Raw genomic sequence first — 25,057 nt, forward strand, 5'->3', positions numbered from 1 at the left:
TACAGATAAAGGTATTGCCAAATGACAGATTTAAGACATTATCAAACCGTGAAAGATTTCTCCCTGCAAGGATGCATCCCTTCTGATCAAGGTACTTGGCTTGGACGCGCATGGCTACCTGCTGACCAAAGCCCATTGGGCGTGGCCGGCCCTGTTGTTATTACAGTGCGCCAAAACTCAGTACTGGCACTAACGGATCACTACCTGACGATCGCTGATGTCCTCGCCGACAGCAACGCAGTGCAGACAATGAATAACGCCCAAGGGCATTTGATTGGCTCACTATCAGAAATTCTTGATAACAGCGTGTTTTATCACCGCGCCCCCCTACTTAGCGATCAAACTAAACCTGTGTTGCTGTCGCCTAACGATATCCAATCGCTCAAAGCATGTGGTGTGACCTTTGCCGCGAGTATGCTAGAGCGCGTGATTGAAGAGCGCGCGTTAGGTGACCCGACCAAAGCCGAGGCGATTCGCGCCATGGTGCATGAAACCGTTGGTGATATTGGCAGTATTGTCCCGGGCAGTGACCAAGCGATGGCCTTGAAGCAGCAATTAATTGAACAAGGTATGTGGTCGCAATATTTGGAAGTTGGTATTGGCCCTGATGTCGAAGTATTTACCAAAGGCCAGCCTATGTCTGCCATCGCGTGCGGCCAAGAGCTTGGCATCTTGGCGACCAGTCAGTGGAATAACCCAGAACCTGAAATTGCCTTATTAATTAATGCGCAAGGTCAATGCCTAGGTGCGGCACTGGCAAACGATGTAAACCTGCGCGACTACGAAGGTCGCAGCGCGTTGTTACTAGGTAAAGCGAAAGATCAAAATGGCGCTAGCCCGATTGGCCCGCTATTTCGACTGTTTGATGCCGACTTTACGCTAGGCGATGCCATGAATGCGGAAATTACGCTAACCATTACCGGCGAAGATGGCTTTGTTAGCCAAGGGGCAAATATTATGTCGCAAATTAGCCGCACGCCAGAGGATATTATCAAGCAGGTATGCAACAGCTCACACCAATACCCTGACGGCATTACCATGATGCTCGGCACTATGTTTGCCCCGACAGATGATCGCCATGAGCCGGGCATGGGTTTTACCCATGAAATTGGCGATCGGGTTGAAATCTCAACGCCAAAACTGGGCAAACTGGTGAACTGGGTAAACCATTGTCACCAGATCCCACGCTGGCAATATGGTATTAATGAGTTAATGAACTTTATTTGTGACGTGAAATTAAAACAAAGCGCTTAAATAAAAAGTGCGCAAATAAAAAACAGTACAAAACAGAAAAAACAAAATGCGTCATGTGCACGCTGATCAATATACAAAAACCAATAAGCGTCTCAGCAACATAGTTTCAACATTAAAAGCACTGACTAATCAAAACAGTAATGGGGATACAGCATGCAACAACAACAGCGCCAAGTCGGTAATACCGGATTGACCATAGATACGCTCGGCTTTGGCTGTGCGCCGCTGGGTAATCTATATCAACCGATTGTCGATGACGATGCCAGAGCCTTGCTTGATAACGCTTGGCAAGCAGGCTTTCGTTATTTTGATACCGCACCACATTACGGCCAAGGGTTGAGTGAACGCCGCACTGGTGATTTACTGCGCGCCGATCAAGCGCACAACTACGTGCTATCAACTAAAGTGGGTCGCCTGTTAAAACCCGCAGGCTATGCCAAAGAGCGCCACTGCTATCAGTCTCCAATGCCCTTTGATATTCACTACGATTATAGTTACGACGGCGTTATGCGTTCGTTTGAAGACAGCCTGCAACGCTTGGGACTTGATACCATCGATATTCTGTACATGCATGACATAGGTGAAGTAACTCACGGCGAAGCCAACCAGCACCATTTCCCTATCGCGATGCAAGGGGGCTACAAAGCCATGGCTGAACTGCGCCAACAAGGGCTAGTTAAAGCCATTGGTTTAGGGGTCAATGAATATCAAGTGTGTGAACAAGCACTCGAACACGGCGATTGGGACTGCTTTTTGCTTGCTGGTCGCTATACCTTGTTGGAGCAAGAATCCATTCACACCTTTTTACCTAAATGTCAGCAACGCAACTGTTCAATCATCATTGGTGGTGCCTACAACTCAGGGATTTTGGCAACCGGCACGAAAAAAGGTGGCACGCTTTACTACGATTACGGCCCTGCGCCCGAGCCAGTGATTGCCAAGGTAAAAAAATTAGAAACCTTGTGCGACAAGTTTCACATTCCACTGGCGGCCGCTGCTTTGCAGTTTCCTTTGGCGCACCCCAGTGTCGCCAGTGTTATTCCTGGCATGGGTAACGCCAAGCGGATCAACCAAACGTTAGACTTATTTAACACCCCTATCCCCACAGAATTTTGGCAGCAACTGCGCGCTCAACACCTTGTTAGTGAGTCGGTACCATTGCCGTTAGGCAACTAGGCATAGGGAGCCTTAATGATGACCAAAACAGTAGTTGAAAAAGTAGATAGTCACCAACACTACTGGCTACTTGAGCGCAATGATTACGGCTGGTTAACGCCAGCGGTTACAGCCTTATACCAAGACTTTTTACCGAAAGAGTTAGCACCGCTGCGCCAAGCGCACAAAGTCACGCAAACCGTGGTGGTACAAGCCGCGCCTACCCTTGCTGAAACCGAGTACTTACTCTCATTGGCTGCAATTGAGCCAAGTATTGCTGGCGTTGTCGGCTGGGTCGACTTTGATGCAGATGATGTTATCGCCACGCTCGATAAACTGGCTGAAAATCATTATTTCAAAGGGGTTCGCCCGATGTTGCAAGATATCGAGGACACCGCTTGGATAGCCAACCCCAATTACGCGGCGATTTTTACCAAACTGGCGGAATTAGGGCTGACATTTGATGCCTTGGTAAAACCGGAGCACTTACCTTACCTCTATGATATTGCCCGGCAAACCCCCGACTTAGCAATCGTGATTGATCATTTTGCCAAGCCTAATGTTGCACAAGGGCAATTTGAAGATTGGGCGGCGAGTATGATGCGTTTTAGCGCATTGCAGAATGTCTGGGTTAAATGCTCAGGTATCACCACAGAAGCTAGCACCTCACAAACAAGTGCAAGCGATTATCAGCGCTACTTCAACACCTTGGTCAATGCGTTTGGTCACGGGCGGATAATGTGGGGCAGCGATTGGCCAGTGGTTAATCTCAACAGCGATTACACCTCTTGGGTAACACTTTGCCAAACCTTAGTGAGTGATTGGTCGGCAAGTGAGCAAGAGGCGTTTTGGGCGGGTACCGCGCAGGCGTTTTACCGCACATTAGATAAATAAACGAGATGAAAAGACGAAACAAACCAGTGCTTAACCAAATGCACTAAACGGTTGGCTAAGCATCTTATTCGGCAATTTATTAGGCTATTTACTAGACAAGTGTGTTTTAACGCTTGTTCTAACTAGGAAATTTTATGAAACATTCATCTTCAACCGCCATTGTTACCGGTGGCGGCAGTGGCATCGGGCAAGCTATCGCAATCGCACTAGCTGCGCAAGGTCACCGCGTCGCCATTGCAGATCTTGATTTAACATCCGCCAAACAAACACAAGCATTGATTGCGCAAAACGGTGGCAGCGCTTTTAGCGTTGAACTCAATGTTGCCGATGCCGCGCAAGTAAACCAAGTGTTCAGTGATATCGCCAGCGAACACGGCATTGATATTTTAATCAATAACGCAGGGATTGGCGCCGTTGGCACCATCGAAGAAACCTCTGAAGCCGAGTTAGACAAACTTTACAGCGTCAATGTCAAAGGGGTTTACCACTGTTCGCTGACCGCCATTGCGGCGATGAAAGCACAACAATCTGGCGTCATCATCAATATGGCATCGGTTGCTTCCAGTGTTGGTATTGCTGACCGCTTTGCCTACTCCATGACTAAAGGCGCGGTGCTGACCATGACTTACTCTATTGCTAAAGACTATTTACACGACAACATTCGTTGTAACTGCGTATCGCCGGGGCGAGTTCACACGCCATTTGTTGACGCCTTTCTGGAGAAAAACTACCCAGATAACAAGGAAGAAATGTTCGACAAATTATCAAAAACACAGCCCATTGGGCGCATGGGCAGCCCCGACGAAGTGGCTAGCATTGTCACCTATTTATGCTCACCACAAGCGGCATTTATTACCGGCAGTAACTTTCCCGTCGATGGCGGCTTTGTCACCCTTAATAACTAAACAGCATGAGCACTATTACTCGCTTGGCCACCGTTAACACCAGACACAGTGGACGTTGTACTCTCTTATTTACTCGCAGGACTCAGACATGAAATTATTACGCTTTGGCGCAGTAGGCGCAGAAAAACCGGGCATTTTGGACTCACAAGGCAATATTCGCGACCTTTCATCGGCCGTGCCAGACATAGACGGCCAGACCTTGAGCCAAGCAAACTTATCACGCCTAAGCGCTATGGACATCAAGAGTTTACCTATCGTAGATGCCGAAACGCGCCTGGGTGCTTGTGTCAACAATGTCGGTAAATTTATCTGTATTGGCCTCAACTACGCTGATCACGCCGCAGAATCTAATATGCCGATCCCCGATGAACCGGAGGTTTTTTCAAAATTCACCAGCGCCATTAGCGGCCCTAACGACCATATTATCAAACCGAAAAACAGCACTAAGCTCGACTGGGAAGTTGAACTGGCTATTGTTATTGGTAAATCAGCTTCCTATGTTAGCGAACAAGACGCAGAAGATTACATCGCTGGCTATTGTATTTGTAACGATATTTCTGAACGAAACTTCCAATTAGAGCGTGGCTGTCAGTGGGATAAAGGCAAAGGCTGCGACACTTTCGGCCCGCTAGGCCCTTACTTAGTCACCAAAGACGAAATTAGCGATATTACCAATGTCGCGATGTGGCTTGAAGTGAACGGCAAGCGTTATCAAAACGGCAACACCAATACCATGATATTTAGCCCAGCTTATATCGTCAGTTATTTAAGCCAATTTACCACCTTACAGCCGGGTGATGTGATTTCAACAGGCACACCACCCGGCGTGGGTTTAGGCCAAACACCACCGACATACCTAAGCGTTGGCGACGAAATCTCTTTGGGTATTGACGGTATGGGCGTGCAAAAACAAGTCGTTGTTGAATGCGAATAAGTTGAATATGAAAAGAGTTGAGTACCAAAAGTAACTGCGGTTTAAATGCCGTTTAACTAAAACATATTGGCCTTCAAGGCTTTCCATCAAGCAGTCAGCCTTGCCAATCTAGCCTCCCCTAGTATGGCAACTTTGGTGTCAGACCAACATCAATTGGCTGAAATCGCTAGCGAGTACCCACAGGTATATTTGCTAGCAAGCCCCGACGCTATGTTGCGAACACTTTTAGCGCGGGGCTTTTTTTCTGCCCATCACTCGGCTAAGCAGAGTTTTGCTGAGCTAGACTAAGCTTAACTTAACAACTAATCACCCTCGTGCAAGTAACGCTCGGTGCGCTCTACCCTTCTCGGCTTGCCGCGCAGCACTAATGTGTCTTGAGCTTGCAGTAAGGTGGTGTTATCAGGCTCGTCAATTTCCTTGCCATCGCGTTTTAAGGTGATCACACTAACTCGGCGGCTTTCTAAATCAAGTGCACCTATAGTATGACCATTCGCAAACGAGTCTTCAGTCAACAAAATCGCGTGAGCAAATTCAATGCGATCAATGGCTTGGGCACTCATATCGGTGTGCTCACCTTGAAAGAAGCCGTGTAGATGGTTGTAGTGGTTTTTACGCTCTTTTTGCACGCGGCGCACCACACGTGAAAACGGTACACCGCTGAGCGTGAGTACTTGCGACACGAGCATTAACGCCCCTTCCAAACTCTCTGGGACGACTTCGTTCGCCCCCGCCTTTTGCAGCATGTCGAGTTGATCATCATTTCGGGTTCTCACCAAGATTGGCACTTCTGGCGCTAAACTGCGCACCCGCTGGATCACTTCCGCGGATTGTTTGTCTTCGCCAAAGGCAATAACCACTAACTTCGCTTGGTCGAGATGTGCGGCGTGTAGTAACTCAGTTTGTCGTGACGAGCCAAACAGCACGTTCTCTCCCGCCTCACGCGCTTTACGCGTTCTTAAAGGGTCAATATCAATGGCGACAAATTCAATGCTTTCTTGCTTTAAAAAGCGGCTCACCGTTTGCCCAATACGGCCAAAACCACAAATGATCACGTGATCTTTTAGCGTTTGCGTGCCATCGGGTAAGTCGGCTAAATCTGAGGTATCTACGGGCTCTTCATTTGCTAACCAACGCCCCCATTTACGCGCATTGTTAATAATGTACGGAGTAATTGCCATACTGATAACACCTGCGCCAAGCAGCAGTGAGGCAACATTATTTGCCAGCACATTCACTTGTGTTGCCAAGGCAACCAATACAAAGCCAAATTCACCCATTTGTGCAAGCATAAAACCCGTTGCCCAAGCATCTTTGCTGGCTTCGCCAGCGCGCACCGCTAACCATTTGATCACCACCACTTTAAGCAGCATAAAAGCGATCATCGTGAGTAGTAGTGTGACAGGCGATGCCAGCAATAAACTGATATCTAACTTCATGCCAACGGTGACGAAGAATAAACCAAGCAAAATATCGCGGTACGGACGAATATCCGCCTCTAACTGATACTTGTATTCACTTTCACCTAACATCATGCCCGCCAAAAATGCCCCGAGTGCCATCGACAAACCAAACCATTGAGTCAGCGAAGCGGCCATTAAGGTAACCAGTAAGGTGGTTAAGACAAATAATTCGTCGGTACGCACACGGGCAACTAAGTTAAATAGGCGTGGCAGCAGCCATTTGCCAGCCAGTAGCAAAATGCCAACAACGAATACACCTTTTACCAAAGCCCAAGCCAAGGCCAAAAACATGGAGCCATCGTTTTGAGGTGAAAGCATCGGAATAATAATCAGCAGCGGGACAACGGCGACATCTTGAAAGAGCAATACCGCAACGGTAATTTGCCCCGATTTGCGCTTCATCGCCCCCGTTTCACTGAGCTGACGGATCACAATTGCCGTAGACGAAAGCGCCAAAATGCCACCAACCACAAAGGCACTGCCAAAAGACAAGCCAAAGAACATCGACACGACCATAAAGATGACCATGGATATCGCCACTTGTAAGCTACCCACAGCGACCACCAAATGCCGCATTGCCAACAATTTAGGCAGTGAAAACTCCAACCCGAGTGTAAACAGCAAAAAGACAATACCGAGCTCGGCAAAATGCTCATAATCCATGTGCTCGTTGGCGAGCGCAAGACCGTGCTCGCCCACTAACACGCCGGCAACTAAATACGCCAAAATCGCGGGTAAATTTAATTTGCGAAACAAAAATACTATCAATACCGCACACGCTAGGATGGCGAGAATTTCAAGATGTGCTATCACATCTGCTCCTTGCAATTTGTGGCTTGCCTAGAATCGTCTAGAGCCGTCTGGAAATGTAGAGGGTTTGGGCTTGTATTACCCTGCTTCACTTATACCTTACTATTCAATTAATTAAAACAGCTAACTCGTCCGTCCAAGACTCGGCACGCCCTTTGCATTATCAATCGCATCACAGCGGTATAACAATTTTTTGACATACCACAAACGCAGTAGCAGCAGGTAGTTTTATGCAAACGCTTAATTTATTAGAACAACAATTTTCCAACTTTAATGCGTTCAGGTTATTTGAATCTAATCATTTAGAATCCAATCAACGCGGTCTTGCGCTATTAGAACAACTGCAAACCACACTTGATCTTAACGAGCTACTCAACAAGTACGCTATGGTGGCTAGCAAATATATTGAGTTTACTGGACTAACTTTTAAGGCGGAAAGCGTCGAAGCGACAATCAGAGGCAGTCGTCAAGGCAAGATCAAACGCCAGTTCAACTTATCTATTAACGGTCAACAACTTGGCAGATTAACTTACAGTTTAAATGCGCCAATCTCAGGAAGCACTGAAAAAGTGATGAACGAGCTACACCGTTATTTGCTTCACCCGCTGAACAATGCCCTAACTTACCGCACTGCGCTAATGTTAGCGATGCAGGATAGCCTAACAGGGCTTGGCAATCGTCGTTACTTTGACGAACAGCTCAAACGCGCAATGCACCAAGCCAACCGCAGTAATAACAAAGTAGGTCTTATCGTCGCTGATCTCAACAAGTTTAAGGTTATTAACGACACTTTTGGCCATGCAGTTGGCGACAAAGTGTTAATACACTTTGCCGATGCGCTGCGCGTTAGTGTGCGTGACTCAGACAGCTTATTCCGCTTTGGTGGTGATGAGTTTGTGGTACTGATTGAATGCGCTGGTGACGAATCACTTGAGGTAATTTATCACCGCATTCACGAGGCCGTTGCCGCCGATGGCTACTTAGAAAAGTATCAAGTGTCTTGCTGCTTGGGCGCGACCTTTATGAAGTGTGGTGATACCGAAAAAAGCTTCTTTGAGCGCGCTGATCAAGCCTTATACCGGAAGAAAACAAACGCGGCGCCACTGCTAAGCTTGGTCTAGGCTTGTCTTAGCCATGTCTTATTCATGGCGACTACCTCACCACTGCTGCTGTGTTACCTGTTTACTTGCTGGGCTTTTAGTTCGGCAAGTGCACTATTTACCTCATTGGGCGTTGCCCCAATCAACAAACGGCAAAATCTTACCGCTTTGGCAAATTGCGAGGTGCCAAGAATTGCCAATGTTTTAACCAATATTTGTCGATTAAATCTAAAGTTACCGCTGTAGTGCTTTATGGCATCATCAATTGACGGATAAACAACACCATCAAATTCAAACGTTATCGGCTCAATGTCATCGTCGATATCCACACCGCCTTGCGATAGCGGCCAGGCTTGGAAATTCACCCTATCTCTGGCAACTTCATACATAAACCAAGCACTGCGCTGAAACGATTCAAAGTTACCGCCTTCAAAACCTGCATTGGCTAGTTCTTCTTGCGTCCAATTTAGGCCAATAGCTAAGTCTTTTCGGTATTTGTGAATAAGTGATTTTTTGACACTGGCGCGCACCGCCCACACATGGTTCACTTTCGCTTGGTAAGCAAATGGCCGACATTCGCGGCAACTTGGCAACGTTAACTGGGGGTGCGGGCAACTGAGCACAATATGGCGAGTATGAGGAAAAGTGACGAATTGATCACTTGGCTCACCACAAAACCAGCAGGTATGACGATACGCAAATGGAATATCGACGAGTAGATCAATGCGTTCCTGCATATGTTTCCTGCATTTGTTTTCTGATCAGTTTATTGATGCTGCGCTGTTTGATACCTGTTAAAGCTATCTGCGTTTATTCGCTTTTTTAGGTGACTTAGCTTTGCCTTTAGGCTTTATTTTGCCACCAGCTTTTTTACCTGCCGCTTTTTGGCTCATACCTTTTTTACCGGCACCATTTTTTTCGGCGCCTTTTTTATTGGCACCATTTTTTTCAGCAATTACGCGGTTTTTATCACGCGTTGTTTGGTAACGATTTTTCTTCGCCGCTTCGGTCAAATGACGCTTACTCGCGTCATACTCAGATTCGGTCATTTCATAGCCTGGTAACACAATTTTTTCAAATTTACGGCCAATAAGCTGTTCAATATTACCTAAGAATTTTTCATCTTTAGGGCTAACTAATGAAATGGCAGTCCCTGATTTGCCCGCACGCCCTGTACGGCCAACGCGGTGAACATAGTCTTCCGCTAAAAACGGTAAATGAAAGTTCACCACATACGGTAGGTTAGGAATATCTAGGCCGCGCGCCGCAACATCGGTGGCTACGAGCACGCGTACCTCACCCGCAACAAACTGCTCCAGTGCTTTGTTACGCGCACCTTGTGATTTTTCACCGTGGCAAAGCGCTGCCTTGATACCGTCAAGCTTTAGCTCTTTCGCCAATTGATTGGCACTTTCTCGCGTGCCAGCAAAGACCATCACTTGGTGCCAGTTATTCACACCAATAATTTCAGAAAGCAGCTCGCGTTTACGCGCCTCTGATACCCAGTAAACCGCCTGCTTCACTTTACCTGACGTGGTATTTTGTTTGGCAACTTCAATGGTTTTGGGCGTATGCAGAATTTGGTTTGCAAGGGTTTTGACCTTGTTAGAGAAAGTCGCACTAAACATTAACGTTTGATGCTTGTGCTTAATTTGCGCGGTAATGCGCTCGATGTCGGTCAAAAAGCCCATGTCGAGCATGCGATCAGCTTCGTCAAGCACCATATATTTTACTTGCGACAACGATAAATTGCGCTGCTGTAAATGCTCTAGTAAGCGCCCCGGTGTTGCCACCAAAATATCAACGCCAGCTTTAAGCACTTTTTCTTGGCCAGCCATGCCTGCACCGCCAAAAATCACGCCGTGTTTAATGGGTAAAAATTGGCTGTATTCTTTAATGTTCTCGCCAACTTGAATTGCCAGCTCACGGGTTGGCGTTAAGATCAGCGCTTTTAATACAGGAGCTTCTGGCGATGCTTGATGGGCTAGCTTATCCAAAATGGGTAAAGTAAACGCCGCTGTTTTACCGGTGCCTGTTTGCGCACTGGCAAGAATATCAGCTCCCGTGCGGATCACCGGAATTGCTTGTTGCTGGATCGGGGTTAACTGCTTATAACCACAAAGCTTAACCGCTTTTAATAACCCTTCTGATAAGCCAATTGCATCTACACTCATTTTCTCTTCACCAACACCACCAAAAAATAATCGCGCGATTATATACTTTACCGCCCAGTGAATGCGAGCTTGCGCGGCTTTATTTCACAAATAAGCACAGATTAGCTCAAGTGGATCGTTGCAGCATGGCGCGCATTACTTTATTGCTAGGTAAATCTCGCGCGAAATTCAGAAGGAGCAAGACCAACAATACTAACAAAAACCTTACGCAAACTGCTCGCATCTTCATAACCCAGTGACATTGCTATTTGCTCAAAGCTCTGTTGGCTAGATTCCAATAAGTCGCACGCTTTTTGTACCCGTACACGCTGAATATATTGAGCGGGCTTGAGCCCAGTCGCCTTGGTAAATTGGCGGATTAAGGTGCGCTCTGACATAAAGGCGACTTCCGCCAATACGCCATTACTTAACTTAGTTTGGTAGTTTGCTTGAATATAATGCTGAGCATTGAGGATCGCTTGATTGCCGTGATCGAACCTAGGGGTAAAACTTTGATAATAGCGCTGCTCGCGTTTGCCAGTGTCAACAATCAAATATTTACCCAGTTTACGCATTATGTGCGGCTTGGCATATTGCCCCACCAACTCTAAGCCCAAATCTAACCACGACATCAAACCGCCAGCACTAATAATATCGCCCTCATTAATGATAATACGCTCAGATCTTACCTGCACTGCTGGATACGCTCGCTGTAAATCATCTGCCAACCCCCAGTGAGTTGTGGCATTACGCGTGTTAAGCAACCCCGTTTGCGCAAGAATAAAGGCGCCTGCACAGGCGGAACAAAGTGTCGCCCCTTGTTGGTGGCTCGCCTTTAAATAGTGGATAAGATGCGACTCTGCCGCTAAATAATATTCGCCGCTTAAATTAGGCGGCAAAATCACCACTTGAGGCGTTAAATACGAAATGCTTACTTCGCTGGTATTCAATTCCTCTGGCGTGACGATTTGGGCGGTAAAGGTCAAAGCAAGCTGTTCTTCTTCAATGATTTTATTTGCCAAGGTTAATAACTCTAGCAAGCCATAAACGGCACTTTGCATTGCACCAATGTAATTGATGATCACGACCTCAACGGCTTTAGTACTATCGAGGTGACGGTTAGCTTGCGCTACCTTACTACTAAACTCTGCTGTCACTTTCACCTTGTTTTATGTCATTAATGCCATGCGTAAGCCTAGCAAAGTTTCGTCAAAATAGCCTTATTGATTCAGCACTAGCTGAATATTCATCAATCGATTTACTTAAACGCTTACTTAACTAGCAAGACGAGGCTCAACATGGCAAATACAGCACTACTATTAATTGACTTCCAGAACGATTACTTTCCAACTTACGAGGGGGCAAAATGGGCGCTTTCGGGTACTGAAGCAGCAGCGTCCAACGCACAAAACTTGCTTGCAAAATTTCGCGAAAAACAGCTTCCAGTGATTCATGTTCGCCATGAATTTCCAACCGAAGAAGCGCCGTTTTTCTTGCCAAATTCTGACGGCGCAAAAATTCACCACAGTCTAGCGCCAATTGATGGCGAGCCTGTTGTACTAAAGCAGCAAATTAACAGCTTTCGCGACACCGATTTAAAGCGTTACTTGATGACCGCAACATTGATCAATTGATTATTGTCGGTGCGATGAGTCATATGTGTATTGATGCAGTTACTCGTGCAGCAGTGGACTTAGGCTATGACAGCCATGTCGCACACGATGCCTGTGCAACCTTAGATTTAACCTTTGAAGGTGAGACAGTACCCGCTAAATACGTTCATGCAGCCTTTATGGCGGCGTTACAGTTTGGCTATTGTTATGTCGATAGCACAGAGAATTTACTTCAATTGGTATAAGGCTTTTGAGCTGGCCAATCGCTGACTACTAACCGGCTATTGACTGGATTTAATCGGCTAAAATCCAATCTTTACCGGATTCGATTGCATCAATTGCAAAACATTTAATTTTGCACTGTAAGCTCGCACCGTAAATAGGCGCAACGAGCTTAAATGAGGTTGAGTCAGAGACGATGGCAATCTTATCCATGTGTTGATGGTGATTGCGAATAAAGGTGAGATGCTGGCTAAAGGCCGCGAACGATTCCCAAACGGGCCAGCCAAGTACACAAACTAACCCACCTTTTAGGCCACCAGCGTGGCCAATATAAGGGTCAATTTTATGGGCAGCGTGCACAAAGTCTTGCACGGATAGCTGCCCATCTAATTCAAAAATTACCACACCATAATTTGGCTGTAGTGTGACATTAAGCATGTGACCAAGCGAGTAATCGACGTAATGATTATTCGCTAAGTATATGCCTATTTTCGCCAAACGCCCTGTGTTAAGCCCAACGACTTTTCGGTTTCTTCATTGGCTTCAAATGTTGGCAACTGCCCTTTTGACAGCTGCGCTTGATAGTCTTTGGTAATGCGCACCACCACTTTTGACAACAAAAACAGCGCCGTAACGTTAACCACTGTCATTAACCCCGTTGCCATATCAGCAAGCGCAATCACTTGTGGCAATGATGCGGATGAACCAAACACCAACATGGCTAAAAAGCCAATACGCAAGAACCAACGGCCGAATGGATTATCCAACTTCAAGTATTTTAAGTTGTTATCCGCGTAAGCAAAATTCGCGACGATTGAGGTAAAACCAAAAAACAAAATCGCCAACGTAATAAATTCAGCACCCCAGCTCCCCACTTGCAATGCTAAAGCTTGCTGAGTCAACTGAATACCCATCACACCATCAAGCGAATCGCCTGCCAGTAAAATAATAATCGCGGTACAAGTACAAATGACCATAGTATCGAAAAATACCGCTAACGATTGAATATAACCTTGTGATGCAGGGTGATGAGGCATTGGCTCAGCCGCCGCAGCAGCATTTGGTGAGCTCCCCATACCCGCTTCATTCGAGTACAAGCCCCGTTGAACCCCATGAATAATGGCTGCGCCAACCACACCGCCACCTGCTTCTTGCCAGCCAAACGCTGAGCCAACGATTTGCATTAAAATGGCAGGAATCTGCTCAATATTGATGGCAATCACAAACAGGGCAACAAGTACATAAGCAACACCCATAAATGGTACTGCTAATTCAGCAAAACGCGCGATATTACGCAGGCCGCCGATAATAATATAGGCCGCTAACAAGGTGATAACGATGCCTGACATTAATGGGTCAATGCCGAACGAGCCTTGGAATGCATCGGTAATTGAATTGGCTTGTACAGAGCTAAAAACAAAGCCATAACCAAAGAACAAGCACAGTGAAAAGGTAATGGCGAGTTTCGGGCTATTGATCCCTTTGCGCATGTAATAAGCTGGGCCACCGCGAAAGTTATTGTTTTCGTCTTTCTCTTTATACAGCTGCCCTAGCGCACTTTCAGCATAAGCGGTTGCCATACCGAAAAAGGCAATCAGCCACATCCAAAAAATCGCCCCTGGGCCACCTAAACTGATGGCGACCGCCACCCCCATTAAGTTACCCGTACCAACACGCGCCGCTAATGACGTACAAAGTGCCTGAAACGAAGAAATACCGTTTTCACTACTATTTCGACTCAGTTTTAACAAGCTAAACATATGCTTGAAATGACGCAATTGGATCAGCTTCAAACGCAAGCTAAACCAAATGCCACAACCCGTAAGCAAGTAAATTAATACACTGCCCCACAGGTACCCATTAATGAAGCCAACCCATTGGCTAATTAAATCGCCCATAAAAATTTCTTAAACTAACAATATATTAGCCGCTAGCTTAGCAAACTATGCCAAGCCTTGGCTAAGGTGAATTCGGGATAAGATAGAAACGCTTTGTACCAAGCAACGGGAAAACTTTCTATCCTTTGTCGCGAGCAAAAGCTCACCCAAAGATTGGATAGCTTTTGCCAAGCACATACGTGAGGAATTGCCAACGCAGGAAGCGTTTAGCGAGCGCAGCTAACGTTAGAAAACTAGGCTTTTTTTACAAACTGCGCTGTTACCATCATTTCGCCAACACCATCGACTTTGCAGTCTAACTCGTGATCTTTTTTATCCAGTACACGGCGAACGGTAGCTTTAGTACCAATTTTAATGACTTGCGAGCTACCTTTGATTTTTAAATCTTTGATGACCGTTACTTTGTCGCCGTCAGCGAGTAATGCACCGTTAGCATCTTTGACTTTAATGGTGTCTTCTTCTGCAACTTCAGCAGGGTCCCACTCATGGGCACACTCTGGGCAAATTAACAGGCTTTGATCTTGGTAAACATACTCAGATTGGCAAGCAGGACAAGGAGGTAATGACATGGTGTTCAACTTATATCAGGTTTTCAAAGAGGCGTATTATACTTGCTAAGCTTGTGGCAAGCGAGCGGATCACCCCAAGAGTAACAAGCTGTTACTGATTGATGCACATAGATATAGGAACATAAGCGCTTAGGTAAATAGTCACCTAACGCTTTTCAACTGGAAAGATTGTTATATTATCTCAATTTAATTAATATGCTTGCGTCATATCGCAAGCAGCTACCCCCAGTAGCCAACGCATAAAAACAAAATAGGAAAAATCATGATCAAAAACCGATTGCCTAATGCGCTTTACAAAGCGCTGTCGATGGCATCACTTTTAGCTGTTGGTTCAGCATCGATGTCAGCGCATGCTGACGAAGGTATGTGGCAACCACATCAACTGCAAGAAATCAGCGGTAAGCTTAAACAAGCTGGCCTTGAGCTTGATCCAACACAAATGGAAAACTTAGACCAATTCCCAATGAATGCCATTATCAGCTTGGGTGGCTGTACGGCTTCATTTTTATCTGAACAAGGGCTAGTTGTCACCAATCATCACTGTGCTTATGGCTCAATTCAATACAACTCTAATGAAGACAACAACCTGCTAGAGCAAGGTTTTGTCGCAAAATCTTTATCTGAGGAATTACAGGCTGCGCCGGGCTCTCGTGTATACGTAACTGAGTCGCTGACCAATGTGACCGAGAAAATTACTGGTGCTATTCCGTCATCAACTCAAGGCAAAGCCTACTTTGATGCAATTGAGAAAAACCAAAAAACCTTGGTAGCAGAATGTGAAACCTCACAAGATTACCGCTGCGAAGTATTTAGCTTTCACGGTGGCCTTGAGTACTTCCTCATCAAACAACTGGCAATTCGCGATGTGCGTTTAGTTTACGCACCGCCTTCTAGCATAGGTAAATTTGGTGGTGATACCGACAACTGGATGTGGCCGCGCCACACCGGTGACTGGTCTTTCTACCGCGCCTACGTAAACAAAGACGGCCAACCTGCCGATTACTCAAAAGACAACGTACCGTTTAAGCCAAAAGCGTTTCTAAAAGTGAATGCCAGCGGTGTTGAAGAAAACGACTATGTGATGGTACTTGGTTACCCAGGCCGCACAAACCGTTACCGTACAGTGGAAGAAGTAAAGAACCAATTTACTTGGGTCTACCCTACCGCCAAACGCTACCGCGAAGAGTACATTGACGTTATCAAGAACACTGCGCCTGCTCAAAGCGAAGCGCGCATCAAATATGAAAGCACGCTAGCGGGCCTTGCCAACTATGCGAAAAATTACGGCTCTATGGTCGAAAGCTTTCACAAAGGCGATATGCTTGAGCGCAAAGAAAAAGAGTTAGCAGCGCTAAAAACTTGGATTAACACATCGAAAAAACGCCAGCGCCAATACGGAAAAACGCTGGCCGAACTCGATAACTTAATTGCACAAGGTCAGTCACATCAAAAGCGTGATTTAATCTTGGCCTATATTGCTCGCACCAATATGTACAGTGTTGCCAAGCGCTTATATCGTCTAGCACACGAAAAAAACAAACCTGATGCAGAGCGTAAAAAAGGTTATCAAGAGCGTGACATGAACCGCTTCACCCAAGCGATGAAACGCGTTAATCGCCGTTACGATGCGACCGTTGATAAAGCCGTACTAGCACACTTTATCGCACAATACGCCAAGTTCCCTGCTGAGCAACGCAATTCAGTGTTTGATAAATTTTTTGGCATTAGTAAAAATTTTGATGCGAAAAAACTCGCCACTAAGCTAGATAAAATGCACAGCAGCACGGAACTTGATCAAGAAGCCGTGCGTTTAGCGTGGATGAACAAATCAGTCGAAGAGTTTAAAGCTAGCAACGACCCATACATTCAATTTGCTGTTTCACAATACGAGCACGACCGCAAACTTGAAAAGCAAGACGAAGCGCTTGCCGGCCAATTAGCGCAAATTCGCCCGCAATATATGGCGGCGATGATCGCTTTTAAACAATCGAAAGGTGAGCCAGTATACGCCGATGCTAACAGCTCATTACGTATCACCTACGGTAATGTGAAAGGCTACTCACCACAAGATGGTATTACCGCAACGCCGTTTACCACGCTTGAAGGCATGTTAGCTAAATATGTGGCAGGTGATCACGAGTTTGACTTGTTCGACAACATTCGCACTGCGATTAAGAACAAAAACTACGGCGCTTACTACCGTGAAAGCCTAGGCTCAGTGCCAGTTAACTATCTATCAACCTTAGATATCACAGGTGGTAACTCAGGCTCACCAACCTTGAACGGTAAAGGTGAATTTGTTGGCTTAGTATTCGATGGCGTTTATGAGTCGATTATCGGCGACTGGGATTACGATGCCAAGCTAAACCGCGCAATTCACACCAGTGTGCCATTTATGCTGTGGACAATGGAAAACGTGGATAACGCGCAAAATATTGTTGATGAGTTAACGATTGTTAAATAGTTAGAATAACGATATGGCTCAATTTGGCGACTCAATAAGCGCAGACTTATCGAGCCACAAAATGTTACTTAGCATCACATAGCAAAAGAGCAACCTAACGGGTTGCTCTTTTTTGTTGTATCAATAAGTTATAACTTGAACAGTCAGCGTTAAATAATTCAAGTAAATTAATAATAGCTACAGCATCAATGGTGCTAGTCATCTCATATGGCAATTTTTTAAGGTGGTTATGCGTTAGTTGAGCCATTCAGCAAAACTCGTCTAATTTACGCTGAAAACAAAAAGCTGCCGTTCACCAAACAAGCTAGTGGGTAAGAGTGGTTCACTGGCTTATTCCCTGATTGTATGGTGTTAATGCAAAATTAAGCGTTAGATCCGTTTTATAAGTAGCTTAATTCCTTCATGCTCTGTAATTTCAAAAAACGGTCTTTCACCATCTAAAGTAAACTCACGGTACTTAATAAATGCTTTCTCTTCGAACCCTAATTTGTTCTTAAAAATATGCTGAGAAATATTTCCTGTAGCTTCAGCCTGCGCATACTTGAATCCCTTTTTCTTGGCTTCGTCAATACACTTCGATATCAATTCATTAACGACTCCTTTACCATTAAATCTATCGTCCATTGCAACGAACTTTATGTTTAAATAGGTATTATCAGGTAAAGCTTCGCCTTTAAAATAGCTATTATTGAGTTCCTCTATCAATGAAGCGATAGGGTTACTTGGCTCGTCATCATTGGCATCAGCTTTGTTCAAGCTCTCGGCCAGATCAGCAGCCAAAATGGCTCCTATTATTTTGTTCGTTTTTAACTCTCTGGCGACAAACCCCAATCCGTTATTTGCACAATGTTGCGTTAAATCCAAAATGAACTCAGCAAACTCCTTTGGTGGAGCATTATTTACTTTGGCCAACGGCTCTCTTTCATTAAACGTAACGACAACTAGGTTAGCTGTTTCGTGTGTATTTTGGCTATGAATATTGTCTACGGAAAAATTAAAAGACATAAATTAACTTATTGATATGGAGATGGTTTTGAGCAAGAGTATAAGCAAGCATGAGCCGTTTTTCCATGAAATTGAAACAGGATAAAGTCTGCACGTCAGTAGTTTTCTATACTCTTTGTACACAGAGCATGTTGTTTGCAGGTCTGCTTTTGAGACAAGCTGATATTTATGTGCATTTAGTTAAATGTCTCAAATTCGCTCACAACAGACTGTGAGCTAAATCTAAGTATTGTATAAATTTCAGTCCTAAGAGCCCGATTTGGGTCTATCGCAAAATATGCTATTCATAAATATACACGTTTCTTCAATCTCGATTTAAACTGCTTTATAGAGTTACTGTATAGCCCAGCCAACATTGTTAGCCTAATCCCCTAACCCTCAATAAATATTCAATAGCTTCTGCAAAAACCAATCTACAAATGCAAAAAAGCCCCGCTAATTGGCGAGGCTTTGGTTTTATGTAAATGCTTTAATTGCTAATGCGATATCACATTAGGCTAACGCATGGACAATTTTATCAACTGATTCTTTCGCATCACCAAATAACATTTGGCTATTGTCTTTAAAGAACAGTGGATTTTGTACACCAGCGTAACCTGTGCTCATTGAGCGCTTGAAGACAACAACGTTTTTCGCGTTCCAGACTTCAAGTACTGGCATACCGGCAATTGGGCTACCTGGGTCTTCACTTGCCGCCGGGTTAACCGTATCGTTCGCGCCGATAACCAATACCACATCTGTCTCGTTAAAGTCGTCGTTGATCTCTTCCATACCCTCTACGATATCGTATGGTACTTTCGCTTCCGCCAGTAGAACGTTCATATGACCCGGTAAGCGACCCGCTACAGGGTGAATACCAAAACGCACTTCAACACCTTTTGCTTTTAGCTTTTGCGTCATTTCGTACACTGGGTATTGCGCTTGTGCGACCGCCATACCGTAACCCGGTGTGATGATCACTGACTTAGCATTCGATAGCATTTCCGCCACTTGCTCGGCTTGTACTTCAACGTGCTCGCCGTAGTCTTTGTCAGTATCAATGCTCACTTCAGTACCGAAGCCACCAGCAATTACGCTGATAAATGAGCGGTTCATCGCCTTACACATAATGTAAGAAAGAATCGCACCTGACGAGCCTACTAATGCACCAGTAACAATCAATAAGTCGTTACTTAACATAAAGCCTGCTGCCGCCGCTGCCCAACCTGAGTACGAGTTCAGCATTGAAACAACCACTGGCATATCAGCACCACCAATTGATGCCACTAAGTGCCAACCAAACACTAACGCAATAGCCGTCATTAGATATAAGGCACCGTCGTTGCCGCCTTCGTTGACGAACATAATCATTAGTACAAAGCTAACAACACCTGCAGCTAAGTTCATTTTATGGCGATGAGGTAACATCAATGCCGCAGAGTTAATTAGGCCGCGCAGTTTACCAAAGGCAACAATTGAACCTGTGAAGGTTACCGCACCGATAAATACACCCAAGAATACTTCAACCAAGTGGATGTTTTGCTCAACACGCGCTTCATCAGATAAAGCGGTTAATAACGCTGTGCTGTCATGCGCATCAAAGTAGCTGTTAAAGCCAACTAATACCGCCGCTAAACCAACGAAACTGTGAAGAATCGCAACCAGTTCAGGCATTTCGGTCATTTCAACGCGTTTTGCTAGGCGGAAACCAATTGCGGCACCAATGACCATAGCCACAATGATAACGGTGACATTATCAACACGAGGGTCAGCAATGGTTGCCAATAAGGCAAGCGTCATACCGGCAATACCAAAGTTATTACCTTCTTGCGCAGTTTCTTGCTTACTTAAACCAGCCAGTGAAAAAATAAATAGTAATGCGGCAACGATATAAGCAGCAGTAATAATTCCAGTTGATATCATGATGTTGCCCTCCTACTTCTGGAACATTTTTAACATACGCTTGGTAACAAAGAAGCCACCAACGATATTGATTGTCGCTATCAGTATTGCAATGCCCGACAACACTTGTACAACGAGATTGTCTGAGCCTACTTGCAACAATGCACCAACAACGATAATGCCTGAAATAGCATTAGTTACACTCATCAATGGCGTATGCAATGCATGGGTAACGTTCCAAACAACGTGATAACCAACCACACAAGCGAGTACGAATACCGTGAAGTGTGCGAGAAAATCTGACGGAGCAACACTTGCTACCCAACCAAACACTAAGCCAGCAACCGCCATCATGGCGTACTTTTTCGCAGGGCTCTTTTCTTCTTCCACTTCTTCAACTGCCGCAACTGGCTTCGCAGGTTCCGGCTTAGCTGCTGGCGCGGCGCTTACTTGAATTGGCGGTGGTGGGAAAGTCACTTCACCGTCGTGAACCACTAACATATTGCGGATCACTTGGTCTTCAAAATCAATCGCCAACTCACCGTCTTTTTCAGGGCAAATAAGCTTAGTTAGATTCACTAAGTTATTGGCGTATAACTGAGATGATTGATTCGGCAAACGCGACACTAAATCGGTGTAACCAATGATTTTTACACCTTTAACGTTAGTTAGCTTGCCTGGCTCGGTTAGCTCACAGTTACCACCACCGGCCGCCGCTAAATCAACAATCACGCTACCTGGCTTCATTGATGCAACCATTTCTTCGGTGATCAATTTAGGCGCTGGTTTACCTGGGATCATCGCGGTAGTGATAATAATATCGACTTCTTTGGCTTGCTCTGCGAACAAAGCCATTTCCGCCTCGATAAAGGCTTTACTCATTACCTTAGCGTAGCCATCGCCACTACCGGTATCTTCTTCCTCGAAATCTAACTCAAGGAATTCCGCGCCCATACTTTCGATTTGTTCTTTTACTTCAGGGCGAGTGTCAAAGGCACGTACTACCGCACCTAAGCTACCTGCGGCGCCAATGGCGGCAAGGCCTGCAACCCCCGCACCAATAATCATTACTTTCGCTGGCGGTAAGTTACCTGCTGCAGTGATTTGACCTGTGAAGAAACGGCCAAACTGATGTGACGCTTCAACAACGGCACGATAACCGGCGATATTTGCCATTGAGCTCAGTGCATCTAATGACTGCGAGCGTGTCATACGTGGCACCATGTCCATGGCGATGGTGGTAATATTCTTTTGCTTGAGCTTTTCAACCAATTCGCTGTTTTGCGCTGGTTGAATAAAACTGACGAGATGGGCACCTTCCTTCATTAGGTCGATTTCATCATCTGTAGGTGGGTTCACCTTGAAAATAATGTCGCTTTGCCAAACATCGTCTTGGCTAACAAGCGTGGCTCCTTGCTCGACATAATCACTGTCATGAAAACTTGCTTTTTTACCCGCGAGTTTTTCAATAGCGACTTCAAAACCTCTTTGCTTTAACGCTTTCACCGAAGTCGGGGTAGCTGCAACGCGATTTTCCCCTTTTAACGACTCTTTTGGGATACCTATCTGCATAACATACCTTTTGTTGTTTTTATGACATAAGTGATTAGTGTTTTAACACTATTCGTTTTTTTTTCATACGACAAATTCAGAATAATCACTATTAACAAGATGATTAAAGTTCCGTACACTGCTTGAAATACAATAAAAATAAGCTACTCACAGGTGATATAACAATGCGTTATCAGTTAGGTAAATTAGTTCCACTCGTCGACCAGTCATGCTTTATTGCGCCTAATGCCAGTGTTATTGGCAATGTTGAGCTAAAGCCCAATGCCAGTATTTGGTTTAATGTAGTGATGCGCGGTGACATGGATAAGATCACCATAGGTGAAGACAGCAATATTCAAGACGGCAGTATTTTACACGTTGATAAAGGCTTCCCAATCGAAGTTGGCAAGCAAGTCACCGTTGGCCATAAAGTCATGCTGCACGGCTGTACTATTGGTGATTTAAGTTTGATTGGCATGAACGCCGTTGTGCTGAACGGCGCTAAAATTGGCAAAGGTTGTATTATTGGCGCCAACAGCCTAGTGACTGAAGGTATGGAAGTGCCCGATGGCCATTTAGCCCTTGGTTCACCCGCTAAAGTGATTAAGCCACTTGATGAAAAAACGCGTGAATTACTGATGCAATCAGCAGAGCATTATGTGCAAAACGGGCAGCGCTATACTGATGAGTTAGTGGCGATTGAAGACTAGTAAACGGTTAAGCGACACTTAAAAAGCTATAACAAGCAAAGTGGCTCTCAAATGCGAGAGCCCAATATAACCATGTTTAATTAGAATGCGCTGCTGATGAACGACTAATTATTAACAATTGAAACAAGATAAATATCATCGCTAAGCCCGACAGAATAAATGGGTCAATCGCCAAGTTTTACTCGTTATACGAATTGATTTAATAAAGTGTTCGATGAACATCACCTTCCAGGCTATCTATATCACTGACAATAGTTTTTCCGTTAGCGACATCGTAGCTCGAAAACCCTTGAATAAGATATTTAGTTTTTGGCCTAACGTTTTTCAACGAAATGATATTTATGTACTCTTTATCATTCTCACTAAGAACGTAATACAGCGTGCCATTGTCTACTTTCACATGATAGAAACCTATTGGCAGCGATATGTTCATCGCGACCAAGGTATTATCTTTTGGGTTAACGCGATATAAATTATTGCTAGTTTGCTCAATGAGATAGTAGTGGTCAGAATGCTCACTATCCGTTAACCCATATGACCATAAGCCTTTCTGTTGAACAATACTTTTCTTATCTAAATCAATAACTATTAATTCAGGGTTACCATTGCTAACGGCGGTAATTGCAGCGTTGCTATCACTTAAAAAGTCCAAAGAAATAATTGGTTCTGTGCTCGTGTACAAAAGGTACTGTTCCGATAACTCAGTGATTGGCAGGCCATCCGTGAGCGATTCAATTGGTAACAAGTACACTTGGTTTCGGGCGTTGAGCAAAATATGTGTATCATCAGCAGAAACGGCCAAATACCCTATCCAATAAGGCTGAGAAAAATTGCTTATCACTTCAGCATAATTCGCTCTGTGTTCGGATAAAAACAGCTGCCGATAGCCATTGCGCTCCGATATAAATAAGTGCTTTTCGCTTTGGTGAAACAGCGCAGGATAAATATCATTTACCCTAGAGTTATCAATAGCAACGCCATTATTCTCGGCATCCAACCACCTAAGGTTATAATTTTTTTGCTCCGTGCTAAATACAATATTTTTGCCATCGGGGAACAACGACATACCCGACGATAGTCGCTCAGCGGTATTGATAACAACACTCGCGTTATTGCCATTTAGCTCACTTTTCATAATTTGATTTACTGGTGGTGCGCCGAAGTAATAAACTTGCTTGGAATCATGGTGCCAAATCGCCTCGTAAACAGGCTGGTTGAACTTAACCCCTTCGGTAACCTTGCCACTGCTCAGGTTGATCGACAAAAACTGCGTTTTAAAATCGCTATCCGTGCTCATGATCAATAGCTTCTCGCCATCAGGAGAAATATCAAGACTATGATGCCCCCAACCATCAGGTTCAACTTGAGAAACCAAATGATGTGCTTTACTTGCTATATCAAAAGCATAAATTTGATTCGGCCAGAAATTTTTTGGTTGAGCTGCGTAGTACAGCGTTTGTTGCTGCGCGTTGTAGTCGATATCTTTTAAGCGCTTGTCACTACAATCGAACAATTTTTCCGTTGCCCCTAATCCTTGTTTGGTTTGGCTAGGTGAAGAAACTTCAGCGCGATATACCCCGCAGTGCTGTTGCTGCTTATCGAGAAAAAATAGCTCGGTAGTTTGGCCTGCGTCACCCAAAACGATAGCGATAATTTGGCTGATGTTGTGCTCATTGGTAGCGACTTGTTTGAGCGCTGAGGTATTTAAATCTTTGACCCAAAGCTGATATTCGCTGCCACTCTGCCTTCTTTTTAAACGTTTTTTCAGATAATAGAGATGTTTACCATTTGGGTGCATACGTGCAGAGCTTTCAATGCCAGATGTGCGTGTCAGCGCTTTGGAAGAATAACTTTCATTATTTTCAATACCGATGCCTGCATAAATCATGAAAAAAACGGAGGCCATTAATACGATAAGAACTATGGCTATAGCGAAATGGTATGGCTTTTCTGCAAGCCTATCTAATCGTTCCTTCGATTGGCTAACGGGGTGGCTATTGGATTGGCTAATTGACTGACTAATTGAGCGGGTCACACAATCAGTTTGCTCACTATTACAAGCATCATCGGGAGTAACAACTTTGCAAATTAACCGATAGCCGCGTTTTGGCACCGTCTTAATATAGCGAGGTTTTTTAACATCATCGCCAAGCGCTTTACGTAAGTTTGCAACCAGTTTATTAATGGCATTATCGGTAACTAGCGACCCTTTCCAAAGCTTGTCGAGGATATTTTGTCGTGACACAAGGTTATTGGGCTGTGCAATAAACAGCAGCAAAAGCTCAAACAACTTTGGCTCAATAATAACCTCTTGCTGTGTTTCCTTGTGTCGTAAAATTCCCTGCTCAACATCAACGACAAACTCACCAACTTGCTTCATAAGGTATTGTATTAATAACTAAAAATAATTGACCTATTTTGAGCTTACCACACGCTCCTCAAGATGTGAAAAACACTAAGTTAAGGCACGTTCACGCTT

The 25,057-nt window shown here is 44.8% G+C and carries 19 protein-coding genes and 1 pseudogene; 9 read left to right on the forward strand and 11 right to left on the reverse strand.

Annotation, left to right across the window (positions count from 1 at the left end; genetic code table 11):
• Positions 1–21: 21 nt before the first annotated feature.
• From DXX93_RS13275 to DXX93_RS13295, 5 genes are all read left to right on the forward strand, one after another.
• A complete protein-coding gene (locus DXX93_RS13275) occupies positions 22–1,254 on the forward strand; it encodes a fumarylacetoacetate hydrolase family protein (protein ID WP_116008519.1) in 1,233 nt (410 codons plus the stop codon).
• A gap of 153 nt (positions 1,255–1,407) precedes the next feature.
• A complete protein-coding gene (locus DXX93_RS13280) occupies positions 1,408–2,430 on the forward strand; it encodes an aldo/keto reductase (RefSeq protein ID WP_116008520.1) in 1,023 nt (340 codons plus the stop codon).
• 15 nt (positions 2,431–2,445) lie between these two features.
• Positions 2,446–3,303, forward strand: coding sequence for an amidohydrolase family protein (locus DXX93_RS13285; protein WP_116008521.1), 858 nt, complete (start codon positions 2,446–2,448; stop codon positions 3,301–3,303).
• A 134-nt stretch (positions 3,304–3,437) separates the two neighbouring features.
• Complete coding sequence (locus DXX93_RS13290; RefSeq protein WP_116008522.1) at positions 3,438–4,208, forward strand: SDR family NAD(P)-dependent oxidoreductase; 771 nt, start codon at positions 3,438–3,440, stop codon at positions 4,206–4,208.
• An 88-nt stretch (positions 4,209–4,296) separates the two neighbouring features.
• Positions 4,297–5,142 (forward strand): fumarylacetoacetate hydrolase family protein, encoded by an 846-nt coding sequence (locus DXX93_RS13295; RefSeq protein ID WP_116008523.1) that lies wholly within the window; start codon positions 4,297–4,299, stop codon positions 5,140–5,142.
• Between the two features lie 302 nt (positions 5,143–5,444).
• Here DXX93_RS13295 and DXX93_RS13300 read toward each other — a convergent pair whose 3' ends face one another.
• Positions 5,445–7,415, reverse strand: a complete 1,971-nt coding sequence (locus DXX93_RS13300; protein ID WP_116009956.1) for a monovalent cation:proton antiporter family protein — start codon at positions 7,413–7,415, stop codon at positions 5,445–5,447.
• A 227-nt stretch (positions 7,416–7,642) separates the two neighbouring features.
• On the opposite strand from DXX93_RS13300, the gene DXX93_RS13305 reads away from it, so the two are divergent.
• Positions 7,643–8,533, forward strand: a complete 891-nt coding sequence (locus DXX93_RS13305; RefSeq protein ID WP_116008524.1) for a GGDEF domain-containing protein — start codon at positions 7,643–7,645, stop codon at positions 8,531–8,533.
• Positions 8,534–8,586: 53 nt separating this feature from the next.
• On the opposite strand, the gene DXX93_RS13310 is transcribed toward DXX93_RS13305, so the two are convergent.
• The 3 genes from DXX93_RS13310 to DXX93_RS13320 form a co-directional block, all read right to left on the reverse strand.
• Positions 8,587–9,249, reverse strand: coding sequence for a hypothetical protein (locus DXX93_RS13310; RefSeq protein WP_116008525.1), 663 nt, complete (start codon positions 9,247–9,249; stop codon positions 8,587–8,589).
• Positions 9,250–9,312: 63 nt separating this feature from the next.
• Positions 9,313–10,686 (reverse strand): DEAD/DEAH box helicase, encoded by a 1,374-nt coding sequence (locus DXX93_RS13315; RefSeq protein ID WP_116008526.1) that lies wholly within the window; start codon positions 10,684–10,686, stop codon positions 9,313–9,315.
• A gap of 146 nt (positions 10,687–10,832) precedes the next feature.
• On the reverse strand, positions 10,833–11,822 hold the full coding sequence (locus DXX93_RS13320) for a GlxA family transcriptional regulator (protein WP_258872666.1): 990 nt from the start codon (positions 11,820–11,822) through the stop codon (positions 10,833–10,835).
• A gap of 141 nt (positions 11,823–11,963) precedes the next feature.
• Between DXX93_RS13320 and DXX93_RS13325 the strand changes: the two are divergent.
• Positions 11,964–12,523, forward strand: a pseudogene (locus DXX93_RS13325) (cysteine hydrolase family protein).
• Between the two features lie 49 nt (positions 12,524–12,572).
• On the opposite strand, the gene DXX93_RS13330 reads toward DXX93_RS13325, so the two are convergent.
• The 3 genes from DXX93_RS13330 to DXX93_RS13340 form a co-directional block, all read right to left on the reverse strand.
• On the reverse strand, positions 12,573–12,998 hold the full coding sequence (locus tag DXX93_RS13330) for an STAS/SEC14 domain-containing protein (protein ID WP_147302690.1): 426 nt from the start codon (positions 12,996–12,998) through the stop codon (positions 12,573–12,575).
• Positions 12,986–14,398 carry an alanine/glycine:cation symporter family protein gene (locus DXX93_RS13335; protein ID WP_116008528.1) on the reverse strand — a complete coding sequence of 471 codons (1,413 nt, stop codon included), beginning with the start codon at positions 14,396–14,398 and terminating at the stop codon, positions 12,986–12,988. The genes DXX93_RS13330 and DXX93_RS13335 overlap by 13 nt, the downstream gene beginning before the upstream one ends.
• Positions 14,399–14,631: 233 nt before the next feature.
• The gene (locus tag DXX93_RS13340) at positions 14,632–14,967 is read right to left on the reverse strand and encodes a zinc ribbon domain-containing protein YjdM (protein ID WP_116009958.1); all 336 of its coding nucleotides are present in this window, start codon (positions 14,965–14,967) and stop codon (positions 14,632–14,634) included.
• 307 nt (positions 14,968–15,274) lie between these two features.
• Between DXX93_RS13340 and DXX93_RS13345 the strand changes: the two genes are divergently transcribed.
• Positions 15,275–17,431 carry a S46 family peptidase gene (locus DXX93_RS13345; RefSeq protein WP_116009959.1) on the forward strand — a complete coding sequence of 719 codons (2,157 nt, stop codon included), beginning with the start codon at positions 15,275–15,277 and terminating at the stop codon, positions 17,429–17,431.
• Positions 17,432–17,800: 369 nt separating this feature from the next.
• On the opposite strand, the gene DXX93_RS13350 is transcribed toward DXX93_RS13345, so the two are convergent.
• From DXX93_RS13350 to DXX93_RS13360, 3 genes are all read right to left on the reverse strand, one after another.
• Entirely contained in the window at positions 17,801–18,436 is a 636-nt protein-coding gene (locus tag DXX93_RS13350) for a GNAT family N-acetyltransferase (protein WP_116008529.1), read from the reverse strand.
• A 492-nt stretch (positions 18,437–18,928) separates the two neighbouring features.
• Entirely contained in the window at positions 18,929–20,335 is a 1,407-nt protein-coding gene (pntB, locus tag DXX93_RS13355) for a Re/Si-specific NAD(P)(+) transhydrogenase subunit beta (RefSeq protein WP_116009960.1), read from the reverse strand.
• Positions 20,336–20,350: 15 nt separating this feature from the next.
• Complete coding sequence (locus DXX93_RS13360) at positions 20,351–21,889, reverse strand: Re/Si-specific NAD(P)(+) transhydrogenase subunit alpha (RefSeq protein WP_116008530.1); 1,539 nt, start codon at positions 21,887–21,889, stop codon at positions 20,351–20,353.
• A gap of 164 nt (positions 21,890–22,053) precedes the next feature.
• On the opposite strand from DXX93_RS13360, the gene DXX93_RS13365 reads away from it, so the two are divergent.
• Positions 22,054–22,578, forward strand: coding sequence for a gamma carbonic anhydrase family protein (locus DXX93_RS13365; RefSeq protein ID WP_116008531.1), 525 nt, complete (start codon positions 22,054–22,056; stop codon positions 22,576–22,578).
• Between the two features lie 199 nt (positions 22,579–22,777).
• Here DXX93_RS13365 and DXX93_RS13370 read toward each other — a convergent pair whose 3' ends face one another.
• Positions 22,778–24,958: a winged helix-turn-helix domain-containing protein gene (locus DXX93_RS13370; protein WP_116008532.1), complete on the reverse strand. Its 2,181-nt coding sequence runs from the start codon at positions 24,956–24,958 to the stop codon at positions 22,778–22,780.
• Positions 24,959–25,057 lie beyond the last annotated feature (99 nt).

The organism is Thalassotalea euphylliae (assembly GCF_003390335.1).
GTDB classification, from domain to species: domain Bacteria; phylum Pseudomonadota; class Gammaproteobacteria; order Enterobacterales; family Alteromonadaceae; genus Thalassotalea_F; species Thalassotalea_F euphylliae_B.

What these genes read in the sequence shown, in the direction of transcription:
- DXX93_RS13275 (WP_116008519.1), top strand. Translation starts at nt 22, where the DNA reads ATGACAGATTTAAGACATTATCAAACCGTGAAAGATTTCTCCCTGCAA.
- DXX93_RS13280 (WP_116008520.1), top strand. Translation starts at nt 1,408, where the DNA reads ATGCAACAACAACAGCGCCAAGTCGGTAATACCGGATTGACCATAGAT.
- DXX93_RS13285 (WP_116008521.1), top strand. Translation starts at nt 2,446, where the DNA reads ATGATGACCAAAACAGTAGTTGAAAAAGTAGATAGTCACCAACACTAC.
- DXX93_RS13290 (WP_116008522.1), top strand. Translation starts at nt 3,438, where the DNA reads ATGAAACATTCATCTTCAACCGCCATTGTTACCGGTGGCGGCAGTGGC.
- DXX93_RS13295 (WP_116008523.1), top strand. Translation starts at nt 4,297, where the DNA reads ATGAAATTATTACGCTTTGGCGCAGTAGGCGCAGAAAAACCGGGCATT.
- DXX93_RS13305 (WP_116008524.1), top strand. Translation starts at nt 7,643, where the DNA reads ATGCAAACGCTTAATTTATTAGAACAACAATTTTCCAACTTTAATGCG.
- DXX93_RS13310 (WP_116008525.1), bottom strand. Translation starts at nt 9,249, where the DNA reads ATGCAGGAACGCATTGATCTACTCGTCGATATTCCATTTGCGTATCGT.
- DXX93_RS13315 (WP_116008526.1), bottom strand. Translation starts at nt 10,686, where the DNA reads ATGAGTGTAGATGCAATTGGCTTATCAGAAGGGTTATTAAAAGCGGTT.
- DXX93_RS13335 (WP_116008528.1), bottom strand. Translation starts at nt 14,398, where the DNA reads ATGGGCGATTTAATTAGCCAATGGGTTGGCTTCATTAATGGGTACCTG.
- DXX93_RS13340 (WP_116009958.1), bottom strand. Translation starts at nt 14,967, where the DNA reads ATGTCATTACCTCCTTGTCCTGCTTGCCAATCTGAGTATGTTTACCAA.
- DXX93_RS13345 (WP_116009959.1), top strand. Translation starts at nt 15,275, where the DNA reads ATGGCATCACTTTTAGCTGTTGGTTCAGCATCGATGTCAGCGCATGCT.
- DXX93_RS13350 (WP_116008529.1), bottom strand. Translation starts at nt 18,436, where the DNA reads ATGTCTTTTAATTTTTCCGTAGACAATATTCATAGCCAAAATACACAC.
- DXX93_RS13360 (WP_116008530.1), bottom strand. Translation starts at nt 21,889, where the DNA reads ATGCAGATAGGTATCCCAAAAGAGTCGTTAAAAGGGGAAAATCGCGTT.
- DXX93_RS13365 (WP_116008531.1), top strand. Translation starts at nt 22,054, where the DNA reads ATGCGTTATCAGTTAGGTAAATTAGTTCCACTCGTCGACCAGTCATGC.
- DXX93_RS13370 (WP_116008532.1), bottom strand. Translation starts at nt 24,958, where the DNA reads ATGAAGCAAGTTGGTGAGTTTGTCGTTGATGTTGAGCAGGGAATTTTA.